This window comes from Chryseobacterium taeanense (assembly GCF_900099685.1).
Taxonomy (GTDB): Bacteria; Bacteroidota; Bacteroidia; order Flavobacteriales; family Weeksellaceae; genus Chryseobacterium; species Chryseobacterium taeanense.
The window spans coordinates 304,675-323,202 of the sequence record NZ_FNDW01000002.1 but is presented as its reverse complement, the minus strand read 5'-3'; the positions used below and the strand labels follow the sequence as shown (position 1 = coordinate 323,202).

The 18,528-nt window shown below is 38.2% G+C and carries 12 protein-coding genes; 8 read left to right on the top strand and 4 right to left on the bottom strand.

The features are described from left to right. Nucleotides 1–2: 2 nt before the first annotated feature. Nucleotides 3–3,062: a type I restriction endonuclease gene (locus tag BLR30_RS04445; protein WP_228400710.1), complete on the bottom strand. Its 3,060-nt coding sequence runs from the start codon at nucleotides 3,060–3,062 to the stop codon at nucleotides 3–5. A 243-nt stretch (nucleotides 3,063–3,305) separates the two neighbouring features. On the opposite strand from BLR30_RS04445, the gene BLR30_RS04440 reads away from it, so the two are divergent. After that, nucleotides 3,306–4,628, top strand: a complete 1,323-nt coding sequence (locus tag BLR30_RS04440; RefSeq protein ID WP_089855373.1) for a lipase family protein — start codon at nucleotides 3,306–3,308, stop codon at nucleotides 4,626–4,628. Between the two features lie 287 nt (nucleotides 4,629–4,915). Here BLR30_RS04440 and BLR30_RS04435 read toward each other — a convergent pair whose 3' ends face one another. The 3 genes from BLR30_RS04435 to BLR30_RS04420 all read right to left on the bottom strand — a co-directional run bounded on the left by BLR30_RS04435 (nucleotide 4,916) and on the right by BLR30_RS04420 (nucleotide 7,078). Continuing rightward, nucleotides 4,916–5,233: a GIY-YIG nuclease family protein gene (locus BLR30_RS04435; protein ID WP_228400709.1), complete on the bottom strand. Its 318-nt coding sequence runs from the start codon at nucleotides 5,231–5,233 to the stop codon at nucleotides 4,916–4,918. 427 nt (nucleotides 5,234–5,660) lie between these two features. Further along, nucleotides 5,661–6,302: a DUF6266 family protein gene (locus BLR30_RS04430; RefSeq protein WP_089855367.1), complete on the bottom strand. Its 642-nt coding sequence runs from the start codon at nucleotides 6,300–6,302 to the stop codon at nucleotides 5,661–5,663. A gap of 500 nt (nucleotides 6,303–6,802) precedes the next feature. Beyond that, entirely contained in the window at nucleotides 6,803–7,078 is a 276-nt protein-coding gene (locus tag BLR30_RS04420; protein ID WP_228400708.1) for a helix-turn-helix domain-containing protein, read from the bottom strand. 581 nt (nucleotides 7,079–7,659) lie between these two features. Between BLR30_RS04420 and BLR30_RS04410 the strand changes: the two genes are divergently transcribed. The 7 genes from BLR30_RS04410 to BLR30_RS04380 all read left to right on the top strand — a co-directional run bounded on the left by BLR30_RS04410 (nucleotide 7,660) and on the right by BLR30_RS04380 (nucleotide 18,493). Next, complete coding sequence (locus tag BLR30_RS04410) at nucleotides 7,660–9,333, top strand: T9SS type A sorting domain-containing protein (protein ID WP_089855358.1); 1,674 nt, start codon at nucleotides 7,660–7,662, stop codon at nucleotides 9,331–9,333. A gap of 10 nt (nucleotides 9,334–9,343) precedes the next feature. Next, nucleotides 9,344–12,166 carry an RHS repeat protein gene (locus BLR30_RS04405; RefSeq protein ID WP_089855354.1) on the top strand — a complete coding sequence of 941 codons (2,823 nt, stop codon included), beginning with the start codon at nucleotides 9,344–9,346 and terminating at the stop codon, nucleotides 12,164–12,166. A 5-nt stretch (nucleotides 12,167–12,171) separates the two neighbouring features. Further along, nucleotides 12,172–12,570 (top strand): four helix bundle protein, encoded by a 399-nt coding sequence (locus tag BLR30_RS04400; protein ID WP_228400707.1) that lies wholly within the window; start codon nucleotides 12,172–12,174, stop codon nucleotides 12,568–12,570. Continuing rightward, nucleotides 12,552–16,289 (top strand): RHS repeat domain-containing protein, encoded by a 3,738-nt coding sequence (locus BLR30_RS04395; protein ID WP_089855351.1) that lies wholly within the window; start codon nucleotides 12,552–12,554, stop codon nucleotides 16,287–16,289. The genes BLR30_RS04400 and BLR30_RS04395 overlap by 19 nt, the downstream gene beginning before the upstream one ends. Before the next feature lie 8 nt (nucleotides 16,290–16,297). After that, nucleotides 16,298–16,663, top strand: a complete 366-nt coding sequence (locus BLR30_RS04390) for a hypothetical protein (protein ID WP_089855348.1) — start codon at nucleotides 16,298–16,300, stop codon at nucleotides 16,661–16,663. 219 nt (nucleotides 16,664–16,882) lie between these two features. After that, the gene (locus tag BLR30_RS18020; RefSeq protein WP_317041385.1) at nucleotides 16,883–18,133 is read left to right on the top strand and encodes an RHS repeat domain-containing protein; all 1,251 of its coding nucleotides are present in this window, start codon (nucleotides 16,883–16,885) and stop codon (nucleotides 18,131–18,133) included. 12 nt (nucleotides 18,134–18,145) lie between these two features. After that, nucleotides 18,146–18,493 (top strand): hypothetical protein, encoded by a 348-nt coding sequence (locus BLR30_RS04380; protein ID WP_089855344.1) that lies wholly within the window; start codon nucleotides 18,146–18,148, stop codon nucleotides 18,491–18,493. The last annotated feature ends 35 nt before the right edge of the window (nucleotides 18,494–18,528 follow it).

Here is an 18,528-nt window from a genome sequence, read left to right as displayed (position 1 = left end):
GTTTAACTGTGGGTATATTGTTGTTTATATTCTTTTACAATAAGATCATTAATATTTTTCGTAGTGTCAAAATCCAGGTTCATGCGTTGGGAATCTATGAATTGCTGGATCACAATACTCATCACTTCCTGATTGAAATAGGTTTCATTTTTCACCAGTTCTATATTGCGGAGGCAAATATCGTCTATTACCGTTTTAGTTCCCAATAAAGCTTCATAAATTTGTATTTCTTTAGCATTGAGGGCCGGATTATCTACCAATCTTTTATGGATTCTGGTGTACTTTTCGTCGTTTTCATATTTTGCTCTCAGCAAAGCATTTCTACGGTTAAGTTCCTTTACCTCACTGTAGATTCTGCTTAAAATATGGATGTTATCCCGCATATCTTCCTGGTTGACTTCGTCCAGATTTTTATTTTTAAAAATACGCTCCAGTTCTTCCCGTAAAGTAACAAATTCAGGATCTGCAGGATCAATATTCCGCTGCAGTTCTTCACGCGTTTGTCTCAACTGATTTCTGAGCTGATCTGCCAAAATCATTTCCTCTTCGGAAATTTTGGTAAATTGGAAGAAAATATCTTCCAACGCAGTATTGATGAGGTTGGTATTATCCGTTTCATCGTTGATGCTCTCAATCAAATTTAAGGTATCCAGCCTTCTCTGAACTTCTTTCAGTAATTGATTAAGTTTGTAGAAATCTAAAAGATCAAGCAATTCATCATCTCCCTGCAAACGAATGATATTTTTCAGTTCTCTGGCATTTTGTAATGCTTTGATGAGTTCCGTCAAATGCTTTTTATCTTTAATTTCATCCATTTGCAGACGGAAGTTTTCAGCATTTTTTATATCATACTGAAATAGCTTTTCCTTGATTTCCAGTACATCATGTTCTATTTCTTCTCTGGATTTGAAAAGGTTGCTGTAATTCTGCATTTCATCACCCAATTCCTGTTGCAACTCCTGGAAATAGTTTTCGTTGGTTTCTTTAAACTCTTTGGTGATGTCTGCAAAATCGACTACAAACCCGAAACGGTGTTTTTTATACGGCCGGTTTACCCGTGTCAGAGTCTGTAATAAATTGTGATTCTTCACGACTCTTGCCAGATATAATTTTTTAAGACGAGGCGCGTCAAAACCTGTAAGCAACATATTGTACACAAATAACAGGTCGATATCTCCGTTTTTAAAAGCTTCAATCTCCTGTTTTCTGATGTCCTTAGAGTTGACATCATGTAAAATAAGACTGGCCTTTAAAGGAGTTTTGTTTCCATATTTAGCTCTTTCTTCGCGTACTACTGCATAATCGAATTCCTGTTTTCCATAGATTTTTTCAAACTGATGAAAGAGTTCCTTCGCCTGTTCCGATGTATCGCAAACTACCATTCCGCCAATAGCGTCGTCTTTTTTCCTGAAATCTTTTAAGTCATTCAGAATGTATTCAAGCATTGGTTCGGCAAATTTAGGATGAGCAAAGATTTCGCTTTTGGATATTTCACCTTTTAGTATTTTTATCTGCTCCATTACATCCTGCATCTGCATTTTGTATGTGGTGGCAATACCTTCTCTGATAAGCCTCAATGTATAACCATCGGCAATAGAACGGTTGTAATAATATTTATGAATATATTCTCCAAATAAAGCTTTGGAATCATAATCTTTGGCAACTTCTTTTAATAGAGGAGTTCCGGTTAAGGCAATTTTTACTGCATCTTTATCTGAACGCAGGAGGTTGATTAAATAATTCCCTTTAGGATTGTAGCTTCTGTGCGCTTCATCGATAAAATAAATTCTCTGAATGTTTAAATCGTAGTCGAAAGATTCTAAAACGGTGCTGTCATCAGAAAACTTTTGAATATTCACTATTGTTATTTCCTGCTCTCCGCTACTGTTTAAAATGGCACTTGCTTTTTTAATATCCTGAATAAATTCGGTTCTGGAATTAACCATTTTCACTGATAATCCTCTTGAACGGAACTCCGTTTGTGACTGTATTGCCAAATCTATCCGGTCTACAATAAAATAAAATTTAGCAATTGTATTTTTCTTCTGGTAATAATCAGTAAGATATTTTACATTATAAAATGCCAATGCCGTTTTACCGCTACCTTGTGTATGCCAAATGATTCCTTTTTTTATTCCTTCATCCAATTTCTGTGCAATAGCCTTCGAAGCAAAAAACTGGGGATAACGCATAATGTGTTTTTCAATAATAATTTTGCCTTCTCTATTAGTCCGCTCAACGTAGGTAATCCCGAATTGTAAAAAGAAAGCCAACCGTTCTCTTAAAAGCAGAGAAGTAATAATTCGGTTGGTCGGGGTTTCGTAATTCTTATTGATTTTAAATTCGTCTGTATATTTGATCGCAACGATATTATTGTCTTTAAGAATGAAATTTTCTAATTCTTCACTCTCAGATTTAAGAAGACGGGTGTAATTCAGCAGTTCTTCTTCACGGAAATAATTGAACATGACTCCATCCTTAGAAGGTGTTGCATAATAAGCTCCCATCACAGGCTCAACTACTCCATCTTCATACTCCATATTATTTGAAAATAACATGAGTTGAGTGATGTTGGTAAATGCTCTGAAATCTTTTAAAGCAAATCTTTTATTGATTCTATTTCTCTCTGCGATTACGCCTTCTCTATTGTTTGGTTTTTTAACCTCAATAAAAACCAATGGCATTCCATTAATTAAAATCGTGATATCCGGTCTGAATTCTTCATCACCCTTTCGATAAGTCAGTTCTGTAGTAACATGAAATTCATTATTACTGAAATTCTCAAAATCAATAAGTCTTAGTCCTGAAGTATTTATTAAGCTTCTGAAGAATTCCCTCCCTAAATCATCATCTTTAAGTTTTAAAGAAACATCAATTAATAAACGGTCTATATCATCTTTTGATATCCCATTATTAATCTTAGAAACGGAACGTTTAAAAATTTCAGTAAATATATTATTTTCTTCCAGTCTTTCCTGCTTACTTTTTGGAATATAGATATACCCCAATCTGCACAAATGTAATATTGCCGGAATTTTAACCCTCGAATCTTCGTTGAACATTATTAGTTTGTTATAGTTTTCAAAGATAGTTAAAAATGCTTCAGCAGTTTTTATTCAATTGAAATTTCAATATAAAATTCAATTAAATATCAAAATTCGGTACAAACACCTACACCCCATTTTGGTCATTTTTACGGATTCGAAAATCACCATTTATCCCGAACTTTACTTTGTTTTTGAAGAGACAAACAATCAGCACTTTTCCTGCAAAAACACGCCAACAACCAATAACTATAACACACCATGAACAATCCAAGTTTAGATGCTTATCAGCAGGTATTCGGAATGGCCTGCCTCGTAGGCCGCGCCGGCGGCTACAAAGGTACTGCCAGTGAATTGCAGGAACAGCTGCAGTATGACCTTTCTTTCTATCTGAATAATGTTCCGCCAGTGGCGGTGATGGGGCAGACCCAATCTTCAACCGCCGATCCTTCCGTGACACCGGTATTGGGAAACTGGAACCTGGTCTGGGGACCGGCTTTAGTGGAAATGAATCAGGATGGCGTTGCCGACAACACCGTATTTGTAGCGCAGTGTGATACCGTAGCATTTCCGGGAGGACCCGTGATGCCTGCTTATGTTGTAGCCATTGCTGCCACCAACCCAGATTCACTGTACGATTGGGAATCAGAAGACTTTGCCGTTTCCGAAGTCGTGAACTGGACGACTTATAATCCGTCAAGCTTCACGCCGGAGCCTTATCAAAACAATGTACCGTTTATTTCCAAAGGGACTGCGACAGGAATCAGCAACCTTATGGGACTCATCGCACCGGGAACAGCCGCCGCACCGGGCACGTCCCTCGAACACTTCCTGGGCAGCCTGAAACCTGATCCCAATACCGCAATCATTTTCTGCGGTCACAGCCTTGCCGGAGCCTTATCTCCTACCCTTGCGCTTTACCTGAAAGAGCAGAAAACGCTGAATGCTTTCGCTCTTACCCTGGTCTATCCTACCGCCGGGCCAACACCGGGAGAAGTTAATTTCGCCAATCTTTTCAATCAGACATTTCCGGCATTGCCATCCGGTTGGGAGCCACAGTCTCTCCCATATCAAAGCTGGAACACCATGCACTGGAATGATCTTGATGTCGTACCTCATGCATGGCAGAAGCAAGACCTGCAGATGGTTGCCAACCTGTACGGACATTCTCCGGATCGGTGGACGGCCTTTGCTTTAAATGCTCTTCAAACTTTTGCTCTTTATGATGCTTCAAAATCAGGGGCACCTTATACCAGAGTTCAAAATGCCTCGTTACCGGGAAAACTTCAGCATTCTAGTGGAACTTCTACCATCAACGTTCCTCCGCAGTCCATGCAGGATTATGTAGAGCAGCTTTTCATCCAGCATGTTGAAATTTACTCCGGGATTCCGGCCAATGGTTCAACCCCTGCTGTTACCGGACTTATCCTTCCGCAGCCTTTACCTAAAACGACGTTAGACAGGCTGGTACCGGGAGTATCCAAAATCACCAGAGATGAAATGATTGCAAGAATCATCGTGCAGATCATCAGCTGGATTTCGTCCCGTGCTTTAAGCGCCATGAAACCTATAATGGAGGAATAAAAAACAAAAGATATTTGATTTCATATAAAAACCACCTGTTGCAGCGCTGCTGGGGCAGGTGGTTTGGTGGCTTCGACTCCGCTCAGCCACCAATAATCATATGCCTTTTAAAGAACCTAACCTAATAATTCAAAACAGTTAGGAAACCATTGTCATATATAATGACTTTATCAATCAAAGATACACTGTTTAAACAACCCAGGTGGCTAAACAGAGCCGATTGGTAACTAGACAGAGTCGCTTGGTGGCTGAGCGGAGTCGAAGCCACATCACCCGCAAGCAGTCACCTAAGGCTCTTTTTTTAAAAACCGCGAATGCGTTTCATTTATACATTCTGCTGCTTTTTTAAGGGCTTCATCCCAGCCATTTATCAACGCTTCCTTCTTTTTCCGGCTCCAGCCCTGTACCTGTTTTTCACGGTAGAAAGCAAGATCGATACGGGGATATTCTTCATAATAGATGAGTTTTACAGGAAGCCGTTTTTTCGTGTGATTGGCTCCTTCGCCTATTTGGTGCTGGGCAATTCTGCGTTCGAGATTATTGGTACTTCCGGTGTAGTAACTGCCGTCGGCACAGAGGAGAATATACATCCATCCTTTCATCATTTGTATTATTTTAAAATTTAAAGATAAAAACTTTTTGGAATATTATGGGTTGCTCCGCCTTCGAGAGCCTCAGGCATCACTTTAATACAACTTAATATCCTCAAAGGTGGCTTCGACTCCGCTCAGCCACCAAGCGACTCCGCTCAGCCACCAACCGACTCAGCGCTCAGCCACCAATTGGTTACGCTCAACCACCACTGTCGGAATCTTGTTTAAATCACCCCGCTAAAAATTCAAAGAATTTGTCATTCCTCTGGAAGAGGAGATTTTACTTACTATTTTATCACCGGACTTTTGAGGTTGCCTTAACGGAGGAAGTTGAAGACCTCCGGTCAATGTTGGCTAAACAGAGTCGCTTGGTGGCTGAGCGGAGTCGAAGCCACCGGTTACAAAAAATCTCCACCGATATGGTGGAGATTACATAACATCAAATCATGGTGTGGGTACCGAGGTGGGCGCTGTTGGAGGCTGAGGTTCCCTTTTCATTATGAAGGTAGCTCCAGACCTGAACCTCTTTTCCCATGTACGCTGCGGGAAGTATTACATCTTTCGTCAGATCGGCGCGGATCGCTACGGATTCGAAGATTTCAAAGCGGTCAAGCTCTTCGCAATAGCAGATCACATTGACCTGGTCGGTTTCGGAAGCGTTCCCCTGCGTGGAATTATTCTCCCAGCTCAGCCGGATGATATTTCCCGTTTGCGGAACTGCTGCCACATTCTGAAAACCGGTAAGATCTCCTTTGGTAATCAACACCTTATTGTACATCAATTCGGGAACATCGCCTGTCATCTGTATCGCCTCACTAATGGTGTAGGATACCGCCATATTCACCCTGGATTTTGAACCGCTCCCCGATCCGAAATACTTCGTCTGAATACTTTTGAGCGGCTGGAGAAAGGCGATGACTGTTTTAAATTTCTCCTGCTGAAGCTGCTGCTTCTCACTCGGCGGCCTGTTGCTTGGTTTAGGAATGCTCCTGATGATGTCCTGTCCGCGCCAGTTGGCCCCTACGATTGTTCCTACTTTTCCTGAAAATCCTCCCAAGATTCCTTTGGTTATTCTTGCCATTTCTTTGCATTTTTAAAATTAACAAAACGAAGATAGAACGGAATTTTCCATTTTCAAGCACCTGTGAAAACTGTGACGTGATTTGACGCGTTTTGACGGGATTTGACGGGATTCCGGGGTACTTTCTTCGGGTCTTCTTCGGATCACCTTCGGGTCGGCTTCGGAAAAACGGTACTTTTTCTGAAGAGCTTCCGAAGAACGCTCGAAGGATTCTGGGAAAAAATGACGGGTTTTGACGGATATTTTTTTAGAATTTCGCTAACAGGCATAAAAAATGCTTTCATTTTCTGAAAGCATTCTTAGAACCTGTTTAAGTGTGCAATTTATTTCTAACATTAAGAAATTAAGCATCTAAACTTAAGATACTTAATAAAAATAAATGTATTGATTTCTTAATTAAAGCAGAGTTTAATTAACTGAAATTGACTACGCCGAACCTTCTGTTTGCGGTTATGTAAAAAGTTCAAAGACTTATTGTTGAAAGATATAAAAAAATGCTTTCATTTTCTGAAAGCATTTCTGAATTGAGCATCAATAACCCATTTGGGATAAAATATCTTCCGTCCGATCCTGATATGCGGAATTTCCTCTGATCGCCTGATTCGCAGCAACGTGCTGTCACTGATGTTCAGTATTCTTTTGAGATCCGCATTGTCGTAGTACGGCGATTCATGGGTGCCGGATTTCTGAAGGTGAAACAGGATTTCTGAGAAAATGTCGAAAATAGCCCTCAGGAGCTGCTCCTCGTTCATCGGAGCGTTTGATTTTTTTTTCATATTGCGCTTAGTTGGTTATAAAATAAATTTTGTCTTTTTTTAACTCAAACGTACGGGAGATATTTTTATTATCTGATGCTCGTTATGGATGGAATGACAGAAAAAAAATGCGTTTTTTAAATTTAACCTGTTCCTTTTTATGCCAGATTTATTTTCGTTAAAAATCCTTGTATTCATAATAAAAATAACCGTAATGTTTTATATTGGAAATATTATTCACGATCATTTTTTTACTGTTTTTTTTGATAATATTAATTTTTAACAATGTATCATTGTTTTTTGATTTTTTTTCCTAATTTCGCGGCAGATGTAGAGAAAAACGTTTCATTTTGAAAAAAAACGGATCTCTGAAAATTATACGACACGGTTTGTCGTCTTTGAGGAGTAGTTTTGCCAAGATTGAATCTGATCTTTACCTCTGAACATTTAAAAAAATTAAACCATGACCATAATTCCTTTTCAGGCAATTCCTCAATATGAATACAGACATCTTTTAAAGATGTGGTTTTCCTTATTTTCTTAAGATAAAACCTTTCTATTTTCGCCAAAATAATTACAACAATAATCATTCAACACTACGTATGAAAAGACTCTATTCCAGCGCATTGGCATTATGCGCCATTCTGAGCGTTTCTGCCCAGGAAGTAATCTGGCAGAAAGACATTAAATCTTCCACGCAGGATTTTTTAAGCCAGATTACCACAACCATCGACGGACAATATCTGATAACCGGAAGCACTATCCAGTCCAACAACAAACAACCGTCAACCATCAACCAAAATAACGGCTACGACTATCATTTGATTAAGTTAAACCAGCAGGGTGAAGAGGTTTGGGAAAAATATTTCTCGGGACAGAATCATGATTTTCTCTCCGCTACGGTGAATACGCAGGAAGGAGGGTTTTTATTAGCCGGAACCTCATTCAGCGCAAAAGGTTTGGATAAAAAGGAGGATTCCAAAGGAGGATCTGATATCTGGCTCATTAGAATCAATGAATTTGGGGATGAATTGTGGCAAAAGACGATTGGCAGCACTTCGGATGAAGAAGCCAAAGCGGTAATTCAGACGACGGATATGGGATTTTTTGTGGCGGGGAATGTTGCCTTCGGCTCTCTTCCCTTCGACTCCGCTCAGGGAACGAGAGGTTACGGATCGAAAGATGTTCTGGTAGTCCGGCTGGATAAAAACGGAAAGGAATTATCACAACTGGTGTTGGGAGGAAAAGGCTTGGATGAGGTGGAAAAGATGATTCCGACGAAAGACGGCGGAGCGTTACTGGGCGTATATTCGAGAAGTTCTGAGGTAAAGGCTGGAAGCTTGAAGCAGGAAGCCGGAAGTGGTAAAACCATCAACTATCAACCAAAAACCACCAACAACTACGGGGAGGGTGATTACTGGATCATCAAGCTGAATAAAGACGGAAAGGTGGAATGGGAAAAGAATTTCGGAGGTAAAGGAGACGATCATTTGAGAACGCTGGCGTTGACTTCTACAGGCTATTTAATCGGTGGAGAATCAAGATCGGAAAGATCAGGAAATAAAACCGTCGGCATCGAAGAAGGAACGGATCTGTGGTTGATATCCATCGATGAAAGAGGCGAAGAGATCTGGCAGAAGTCTTACAACTTTAAAAACAGAGATGTGTTGATGGGGATGAGTGTGATATCCTCCCCTAACCCCTCCAAAGGAGGGGGATCCGGCAACCTGACCAAAGGCATTTTGCTCGGAGGATACACGCAGGCGGAAGGACGAATTGAAGCAGATGATGAGACGTTTTGGATGCTGTACCTGGATCAGAACGGTAATGAGCAGTGGAGAAAACACGTTGCTGGAGACAAGAGACAAAGAGAAGAGAGACTTTCGGATATTAAGCTGAACAGAGACGGATCAATTGTATTGGCGGGAACGAGTGCTGAGGAACTGGGAAAAGAGAACTGGAAGATTGTGAAGTTGGGCGATAAGCAGATTGATCAGCTAATTGAGAAACAGGATATTAAGATTTATCCGAACCCGGTGAGTGATTATGCGTATGTGGAGTTAGGGTTGATATCCTCCCCCAACCCCTCCAAGGGAGGGGAGCCTTTTGAGGCGGAAATTACGATGTATGATATGGGTGGAAGGCAGCTGCAGAGTGTGAAAACGAAGAATAAAGTGACGAAGATTAATACGCAGGCTTTGGTGCAGGGGGCGTATCTGGTGAGCGTGAAAACTAATGATAATAAAACGGCGAGTGCTAAATTAATTAAGAAATAAAATTACAATAATGAAAAAAGTAATAGTAAGCTCTTTATTATTGACTGCTTTTGTAGCAAGCATCAATATTTCAGGACAAGATAAAGTAGGACTTTCAAAATATGATTACGTTACCAATGGTGATGCTAATATGTTTCAGGGAATTCCCAACATTTCTTTTCCATTATTTAATGTAGGAGTTCCTACAACAGGTGTCAATATTATCATATCTTTAAGCTATACTTCTGAAAGTGCTTCTGCATTTAGCCTTATCAGTGATATAGGAAAAGGTTGGAATCTTTCTAATATAGGAAGTATTGTCAGAAGTAAAACAAGATTCGAAAATGATTATTATACAGTAGGTTCGGAAGAAGCCTTTTCGGATGTTTATTACTATAGTTATCCGGGTGGAAGCGGGAAATTTTATATCGGAATGGATACTGTACATCATGATCTTTTAGGCGTTCATGTCTCTCCTTCTAATGATAAAATTTTCATTATCAAAGATGATACAAAACCAGGTAAAGTAAAATCATTTACCATTGTGGATACAAAAGGAAACCACTATGTATTTGATAAGATAAATATTAATAAAATCTATATTGGAGATGATCCTTTGGGAAGCAGTGCAGTGCAAATAGCTCAGCATACCAAATTTATAAACAGTGCATTTTATTTATCTAAAATTTTAAATGTAAAAAATGAAGTGGTCGCTTCAGTGGAATATACTACAACAACTCAGAACATTACCCAACCAAATGGAGTTCTACAAAATCAAAAAATAGGTAAAATACATGTAAACGGTATTGGTAGCATTGAGTACATATATGCCGGTAATCCTAATCCTATAAATCTTAATAATTCGGGAAATAATGATTGGTATACGCTAAATAAACTGATTCTTAAAAACACACAAAATCAGATTATTGATCAATACGCATTTACTCGTACAGGCAATCTAAAAGAACTTATCAACCAGGATAAATATAATATAACCATTCAGAAATTTTCATTTGAATATAAAAATGAAGACATTTCTCAAAATAATATGTACAATGATGGTTATGGATATCCTTGTCATTTTGAACCCTGTAATATTGATGAAGGAGAATTACGCACTCCTTTTCATACCGACCGAAACTCAGTAAGTAACGGAGCATTACAAAGAATCATTCTTCCTTCTGGAGGAGTAACGGAATACGAATTTGAGTCTCATTCAGTTCCATCCAATCCCTATGCGACTTGCGTAGGAGCCAATTGCTATTATGACAATTATGATTTTGATAAAATTTATACCTTAAATTTTGATACAAATATCTCCAGCCAATATACAGTTAATTTACCGACCGGATATCAGAGTGATTTATTTGTAAAATATAACTATACCCTCCATCCGGCACCTCCGGGAAATCCGGGAAGCTCCAACGAAATTAAATATACGATCAACAATCAGTCAGGAAATCCGTTTTTAAATCCCTTGAACAACGAGCAAGAATGCACCAATGGCATCAAAAGATTTGTAGCACAAGGAACCATTAATATTAAATTTACAGGATTAAAAAAGGGGTATGGTACCGTAGAAATATATGCGACCAAACAACAAAAAAGAGATAAGAATGATTATGGATACGGATTGAGATTGAAAAGCATGAAAAACTTCAATCCTGGTTCTACGACTCCTGTGAGTTATACTCAATATAATTACGATTCATTTACCGATTCTTTATTATCGAGTGGTGAAAATTTGGATTATTCAGAAAAAATATTATATACAGATTACTCTCCAAGGCCAAATGAACCTATTGGCTATAGCAATATTAAAGTGACCAATATGATTGATGGAAGCTACTCTAAATACTATTATAAACCATCGACTGATATAGTTTCGATAGGGAATTCTACTTTTCCGTTTTTAGACGATAGAAATATGAGCAATTACTTGATTTCATCAGGATTATTACAAAGAAAAGAAGACTATAGCTCTAATAATCAACTTTTGCAAAAATCTGAAATAAGTTATGTATTTAAAGAAGTTCCTTTACCAAATTTATCTTATAATGGAAATCCTGTAAAAAAGATGAATATTTCTAAACAGGTTACCAAAACAGAAACTTATATTAACGGAACATCTAAAAAGCTTGTCACAAGTTCTGAAAGTAATTTCGACGATACCTATGGACATATGACCTTTTCAAAAGAAACAACAGCAGACGGAACTGTTTTCGAGAAAACGTTGCTTTATCCTTCAGATAAAGAAAATCAAAAACTTTTAACAGCCAATATGGTAGATGTTCTTTTGGAATCAACAACCAAAAGAAACGGAAAACTGGTCGGAAAAGTAGAAACGAAATTCGATGATGTATCTCATATTTATCCTACCTCAGTTATTTCGTACGGGATGCAGACCCAGACTCCTGTTACTGCTACAACACTGGATATTTATGATTCTAAAGGAAATTTGCTACAGAGTACTTCCAAGAATGGAATTCCCACCACAACAATCTGGGGATATTATCAAACAAAACCGATTGCCGTAATTTCGGGGGCATCGTATGCTCAAGTTTCGTCACTGGCTTCAGTTAACGGGGCTATTGCAGCATCCAATGCAGATCATGATAATCCGGCAATGGAAACTCAGTTGTTAACTGCTTTGGAAAACCTTAGAAAAGATCCGGCATTGCAGAATTATACTATTACAGTAACCACCTATGACCCGATGATTGGCGTTACCAATTCTATTTCAGCCAATGGAATAAGAACGGTAAATGTATATGATACTGCCAACAGGCTGATTAAGATAACAGACGCAGCCGGAAAAACTTTACAGGAATACAAATACAACTATAAAAACTAGAAGGAATGAATGATGGAGAATTAAAAATGAAAAATGAGCATAAGAATGTGCTTAAAGAGAAGAGCTTTACTTTCAGAATAAATATTGTTGAGCTGAATAAGAAATTGGTTAATAACAAATTTGTCATGTCTAAGCAGCTTCTTCGAATCGGAATGGCCGTGGAAGCCATGATAAGAGAAGCCGAATTTGCACAAAGCAGACGTGATTTTATCAGTAAACTATACATTGCGTTGAAGGAATGCAATGAGTCTTATTATTGGCTGGAACTTTTACACCGCACGGGTTATACGGATGCGGCGAGCTTCAAAACACATTCGGATCAAAGCAATGATCTTATCAGTATGCTTGTGAACAGTATTAAAACCTCAAAAAAAACTAAACAAACATGGATAATGACAAATTAAGAACTAAAAATGAAAAAGAAAGAGGACAAAAATATTTTTCACTCTTCACTCTTCATTTTTCACTTTTCTGCCTTTTTTTTTCCGTAGCTGCTTTCGCGCAGACCAATTTAAGTGCGGATAAGAACTATATCTACACCAAGACCTGCCTGGATGCAGACTGTGTGAAAAAGGCAGAAATAGTGCAGTATTTTGACGGCCTGGGAAGGCCTGTGCAGTCCGTAGCCATCAAAGCTACCCCTCTCGGAAGAGATATGGTAACCCCGGTGGAATATAATAGTGTAGGGAAACAGGTGAAAGATTACCTTCCGATACCCCAGGCGGGGACATCGGGCGGAGCTTTTTACGATGCTCCTTTTGACGGAGTTCCAGCAGCATACGGAACCGAAAGGATCTACTCCGAAAAGATCTATGACAATGTCTATACCTACCGGGTAAAACAAGTGGTGTCCTTAGGAAATGCATGGACGCAGAAACCCGTTAACCTGGGGTATGATACCAACATCGCCGGTGAAGTAAAAAAATACGACATTATCACTGGCTGGGTAGACAAAAGAACCGACTCCCAGATCTTAGTTTCAGCACCCTACCCAGCCAATCAGCTGATGAAATCTTCCGTAATGGATCCCGATGGAAATACCACCACAGAATTCCAAAACGGCCAGGGACAAACCATCCTGGTAAGGAAAAATGACGGTTTACAGAATGTTGATACTTATTACCTGTACAACGAATACGGTCAGCTTGCCTATGTGATCCCGCCATTGGCTGTGAATACCACATTGGATCAGACCACCCTGGACAGCCTCTGCTACCAGTACCGTTATGATGAAATGGGAAAACTGGTAGAAAAGAAAATTCCGGGAAAAGGATGGGAATATTTTATATACGACCAACAAGACAGGCTTATCATGACTCAGGATGCCAACATGAGAAATAATACCAATACACTCTTGCCTCCAAGGTGGATGTTTACCAAATATGATAAATATGGAAGAGTGGTTTACACAGGCTTTTATAATTCGTCAAACAACAGGGCTGAATTACAAACCAATGTTAACAGCATTTCTGTAAATCCTGAAAACAATGAAGCCAGAACTTCAGATTCGTTTTCTGCAAATGGAATGGAGAACATATTTTACACTCAAAACGCATTTCCTTCAGAAAATATTACGGTATTAAGTGTTAATTATTATGACACATATCCAGCCTATGATTTCAATCCCGGTTTTCCGACATCAGTTTTCGGAAAACCTGTGATTACAGATGCGCAGAATGCTTCAATCAACACAAAAGCTTTGCCTACCATGAGCCTTGTAAAAAATATTGAAGATGATAACTGGACGAAAAGCTATATTTTCTATGACGAAAAAGCAAGACCCATTTCTACTTATTCCATCAATCATTTGGGAGGGTACACGAAAACGGAGTCTGATCTGGATTTTGCAGGCGTAGTAAAACAAACAAAGGCTTATCATAAAAGATTAAACTCAGATACAGAACATATCATTATACAGACTTTTGAATACGACAGCCAAAACAGATTAAAAAAACAGTGGCATCAGGTAGACAGCAGTCCTCAAGAATTGTTATCTGAAAATTCGTACAACGAACTTTCTCAGCTTTCTAATAAAAAGGTAGGAAATAGTCTTCAAAGTATTGATTATACTTATAATGTTCATGGATCATTAATTAAAGTTAATGATCCGGCAGATCTGGGAGCAAAACTTTTTGGATATGAGATTAAATATTTTAATCCGGAAAATACATCGGCTTCTACCGGAAAATATAACGGAAACATTGCTGAAGTAACCTGGAAAACAGCTGCAGATAACGTCAAAAAAAGATACAATTATCAGTATGATGCCCTGAACAGGCTCATAAAAGGCATCTATTCTGAGCCGGAAGTTTCTGTTCCCAACAATAATCTTTATAACGAAACGGTGAGCTATGATATCAACTCCAATATCATCTCGATGCAAAGGAATGCAAAAGGCTTTTCTGAAACAGCGGAACTCATCGACAATCTTGCTTACACGTATGCAGGAAACCAACTGATTTCCGTAAAAGACGAATCCGGAAATTATGCAGGATATCCTGATACTTCTGCAATGGAAATTTTGTATGACGACAATGGCAATATGAAGGATCATAAAGACAAGGGAATTCTGCAGATCGACTACAACATCCTTAATTTACCGGATCTGGTGAAGTTTGACCAGACTTATGTCCCAAGAGATGAAGACGGCATAAATGTAAACACAAAATATCTATACAGGGCAGACGGCACAAAACTGAAAAAAGTCTATACCTATGGCTTGGGAAAAGCTAATACACAGGCAAGTACCACTACAGATTATCTTGACGGGTTTCAGTATGAAACAAAATATTCCGGAAGTTTATCGAATCCGGTATTAAAATTTGTACCTACTTCCGAAGGGTATTACAATTTTGAAAATAATAAGTATATTTACAGCTACACGGATCATTTGGGAAATGTGCGTTTAAACTATACCAAAAATGGTTCGGGAACAGAGATCATTGAAGAAAACAACTACTATCCTTTCGGGATGAAGCATGATGCCAATTTTATTTCATCGGGAAATCCTTCTTCTTATAACTATCAGTACAACGGAAAAGAGTTTCAAAAAGAAACGGGCTGGAGCGATTACGGGGCAAGGATGTATATGGCTGATATCGGAAGATGGGGCGTTATCGACCCTTTAGCAGAGCAGTATAGAAGACTTACACCTTATAACTATGCAGCAAATAATCCGATTATGTTTATAGATCCCGATGGTAGAAAAATAAAAGCAGCAGGAGGTGAAGATATTGGAATGGGTGCCTATGCAGGAAGCAATGATAATGGAATGATGAGCTATATCGGACCAGGAAACAGAGCAGGGATTTTAGCTTTCCTGGGAATGGAAGACAGAATGGGTGAACTCAATGTTCTGTTAGAAAAAAGACGAGAAGATCAAAGTGGAGGCGGTGGTGGAAGTGGACCTACTCCAAAAAGCAGCACAGGAATCCAATTAGGACAAATACTTTCAAACTTTTTTGCTCGACTTTTTGGAACGGCTAAAAGCGATGCAAAGATCTCAACATTTTTGCCCGGTGCAGCAATAACAAGAGTATCACCTGTACAAGTAGGAACATTGGAAGGATCATTTGAAACAGCTCTAAAATGGGAACAAATTGCAGTAACTATAGGAGCAATTGCAAGAGCAGGACAATGGGGAATACCTCTTATGTTAAATGGTGACAGTTCTCATGCCCGTGGGTATGATATACCTATTACAGGAGCAACCGATATGCCGGCGGATGAACCTGAACAAAATTTATATTTATATAGAATTATGAGAAATGTAAACGGTCTACCTATGGTTGGAGCTGGTTTAGATAAACTAGGCTTAAGAGATAGGGATGTTAATAACCTTTCTAACTCTAGTAGAATAACAAATGTATTTGAGAATGGGTTATCTGTAACTGCAGGCTATGGTAATGTTATACCACCTAATGTTCCTGATTTTTCAGGAGGGAAAGGAACACTTTTTAGAATACAAGCAAGCTCTTTAATATCTTATGGTTTAGTAGGACTACCTGTTCCCAATTCTAATATTCCAAATTATGGACAAATACGACCTGCAGTTCCTATGACTGTAGGAGCATTTAGAGCATTAATTCAAATTACCGCGCCAGCTTGGCAACCTGTAAAATAATTAGATATATGGAAGAAAGAAATATTATTATAAAAAAAATTTTAGAAAAATTGTATATTGAATTCAATCCTGAGAATCTGTGTAAGTTAACTCTAGATCAATATAAAGATTTTTTCTTTTCAATATTTGAATATATAAACTTGTATAAAAATAAATATCATTTGATTGAAGAAGATTTTGTGGAATTTAGCAAAAATATTCATCATAAATATAATTATGATGAATATCAAGATAATTGTTGGGAAAGAGTAGCTTTTTTTATGGATGAGTTAATATTTCGTTTTTCTACACCTCCTCCATATTTTTTTCATTCCAATTTTGAAGATTTTAAAAATAAATTGAAAAGAGATTTTACAGAAGGTAATGGTTTGTAAGATGGTAATTTTGCAGACATCTTGATGTCTTTATTGATCGACATTAACGGAGAAAATCTTAAATAAGAAGATAATAAAAGGCAGATGGTCATTTAGATCATCTGTTTTATTTTATGTTAATACGAAAATCTTAAAATAATCTATATATTTACAGCTATACAGACCATTTGGATAGACAAGTAAAAGAAAAGCTTTTACGAAGGCTACGAACGTAGTTCAGTGCGTTTAAGCTACTTTAAAAACTCAAATGGCAGCGTAGAAGTTCTTGAAGAAAACAACTACTACCCTTTCGGGATGAAGCATGATGCCAATTTTATTTCATCGGGTAACTCGTCCTACAAATACCAGTATAACGGCAAGGAGTACCAGACAGAAACCGGATGGAGTGATTATGGAGCCAGAATGTACATGAGTGATATCGCAAGATGGGGAGTGATAGATCCATTGGCTGAAACGTCTACAAGGTTTAATCCTTATAATTATGCGTACAATAACCCTGTAATGTTTATTGACCCTGACGGAAGAAAGGCCATGGCTCCCGATACCTGGGAATGGAATATTTCAATGAGCGGAGCCTGGGGATATATGCTAGGTGGCGGATCAGCTACTTTTGGGTCATACTCGGAGTTTTTAGGAGAGGAAAACCCGTTGGCTAAGTTTAATAAGCAGGGAAGCAACGGCGGCGGCGGTGGTGGAAGTAGCATAAGCAGTGCAGCCCTAATGAACACCATGCTTAGCTTAGGAGAGGTCACATGGACAAACACCGGATACGGTTTTGAAAGTGGCAGCCACATCGCTCTAGGCTATGACGGAAGTTATCAAAGTCTGAATACAGCATTAGATATACTCATCCCTGAAATAATTATGAAAGGGGAAGGATCTGAATGGAATGGATCTTCTTATAACAAAGCTGTACTGAGCAGTAGAATTACAGGAGCATTAGGAAACTGGAACTATGATGTGAATAGTGGTAACATGGCTCAGTACATTATGAACTCCAAAGCATCTATGGAAGTTGCAGAGTTTGAAAAATTCCTGTTCTTAGAACTTCCTGCTTCTTTTGCCGGTGGAGAATTTATAAGCGCAGGTTGGAGAGCAGCAGGAGTTACCGGACGAATTGGTAATGCTTTGAGTAAAATTACAACTGCTGATGGATTTATGGGAGGCTCTATTGGATTTAAATTGCCATTTAATCTTAGAGTAGGCTTATATGCCTCTGAAAATACATTAAAATATGAAACCTTTAAATGGAGCACAATTGCTCCTAAAGCTTTAACAAAATATGAATGGTTTGGAAGAAATATGTTACAAATTACTCCAGAATTTCAATCAACATTGGGAAACTGGAGCACACAAGTCATTCCAAAAGGAACATATATCAGGATAGGACTTGTAGGACAACAGCCAGGCAATGCTTTGGGTACTTGGCTTCAATTTCATGCACCGGGAAGAGTACCCTTCGTTCCTTAATATTTTAAGAAAATGGAAAATATACAATTTAAAAACGCTGATCAAATAATTAATATGGGAGGACCCTGGATAGGAGAACTAACTATTGATGGAATTAAGATTGATGATAATATAATAATTGATAATTACGTGGAAAAAAAGGATTTCTATTATTTTATAAAATATTTTGAAATATCTAAAAAACAAAAAGATAGTTTTTTTTCAGTACTGCGTATTAATAAAAATAATATGAGTCATCAAATTTCAAAAGAAAAGTTTGAAAAAATATTTATTAAAAAAATAGAAAATGACACACTTTATTACTGTAAAGGATTTCATGGACAATTGCCAATATATAACATTCAAATAGAATTTGTGTGATATAAACAAATAATTAATAGAAAAATACATTAGAT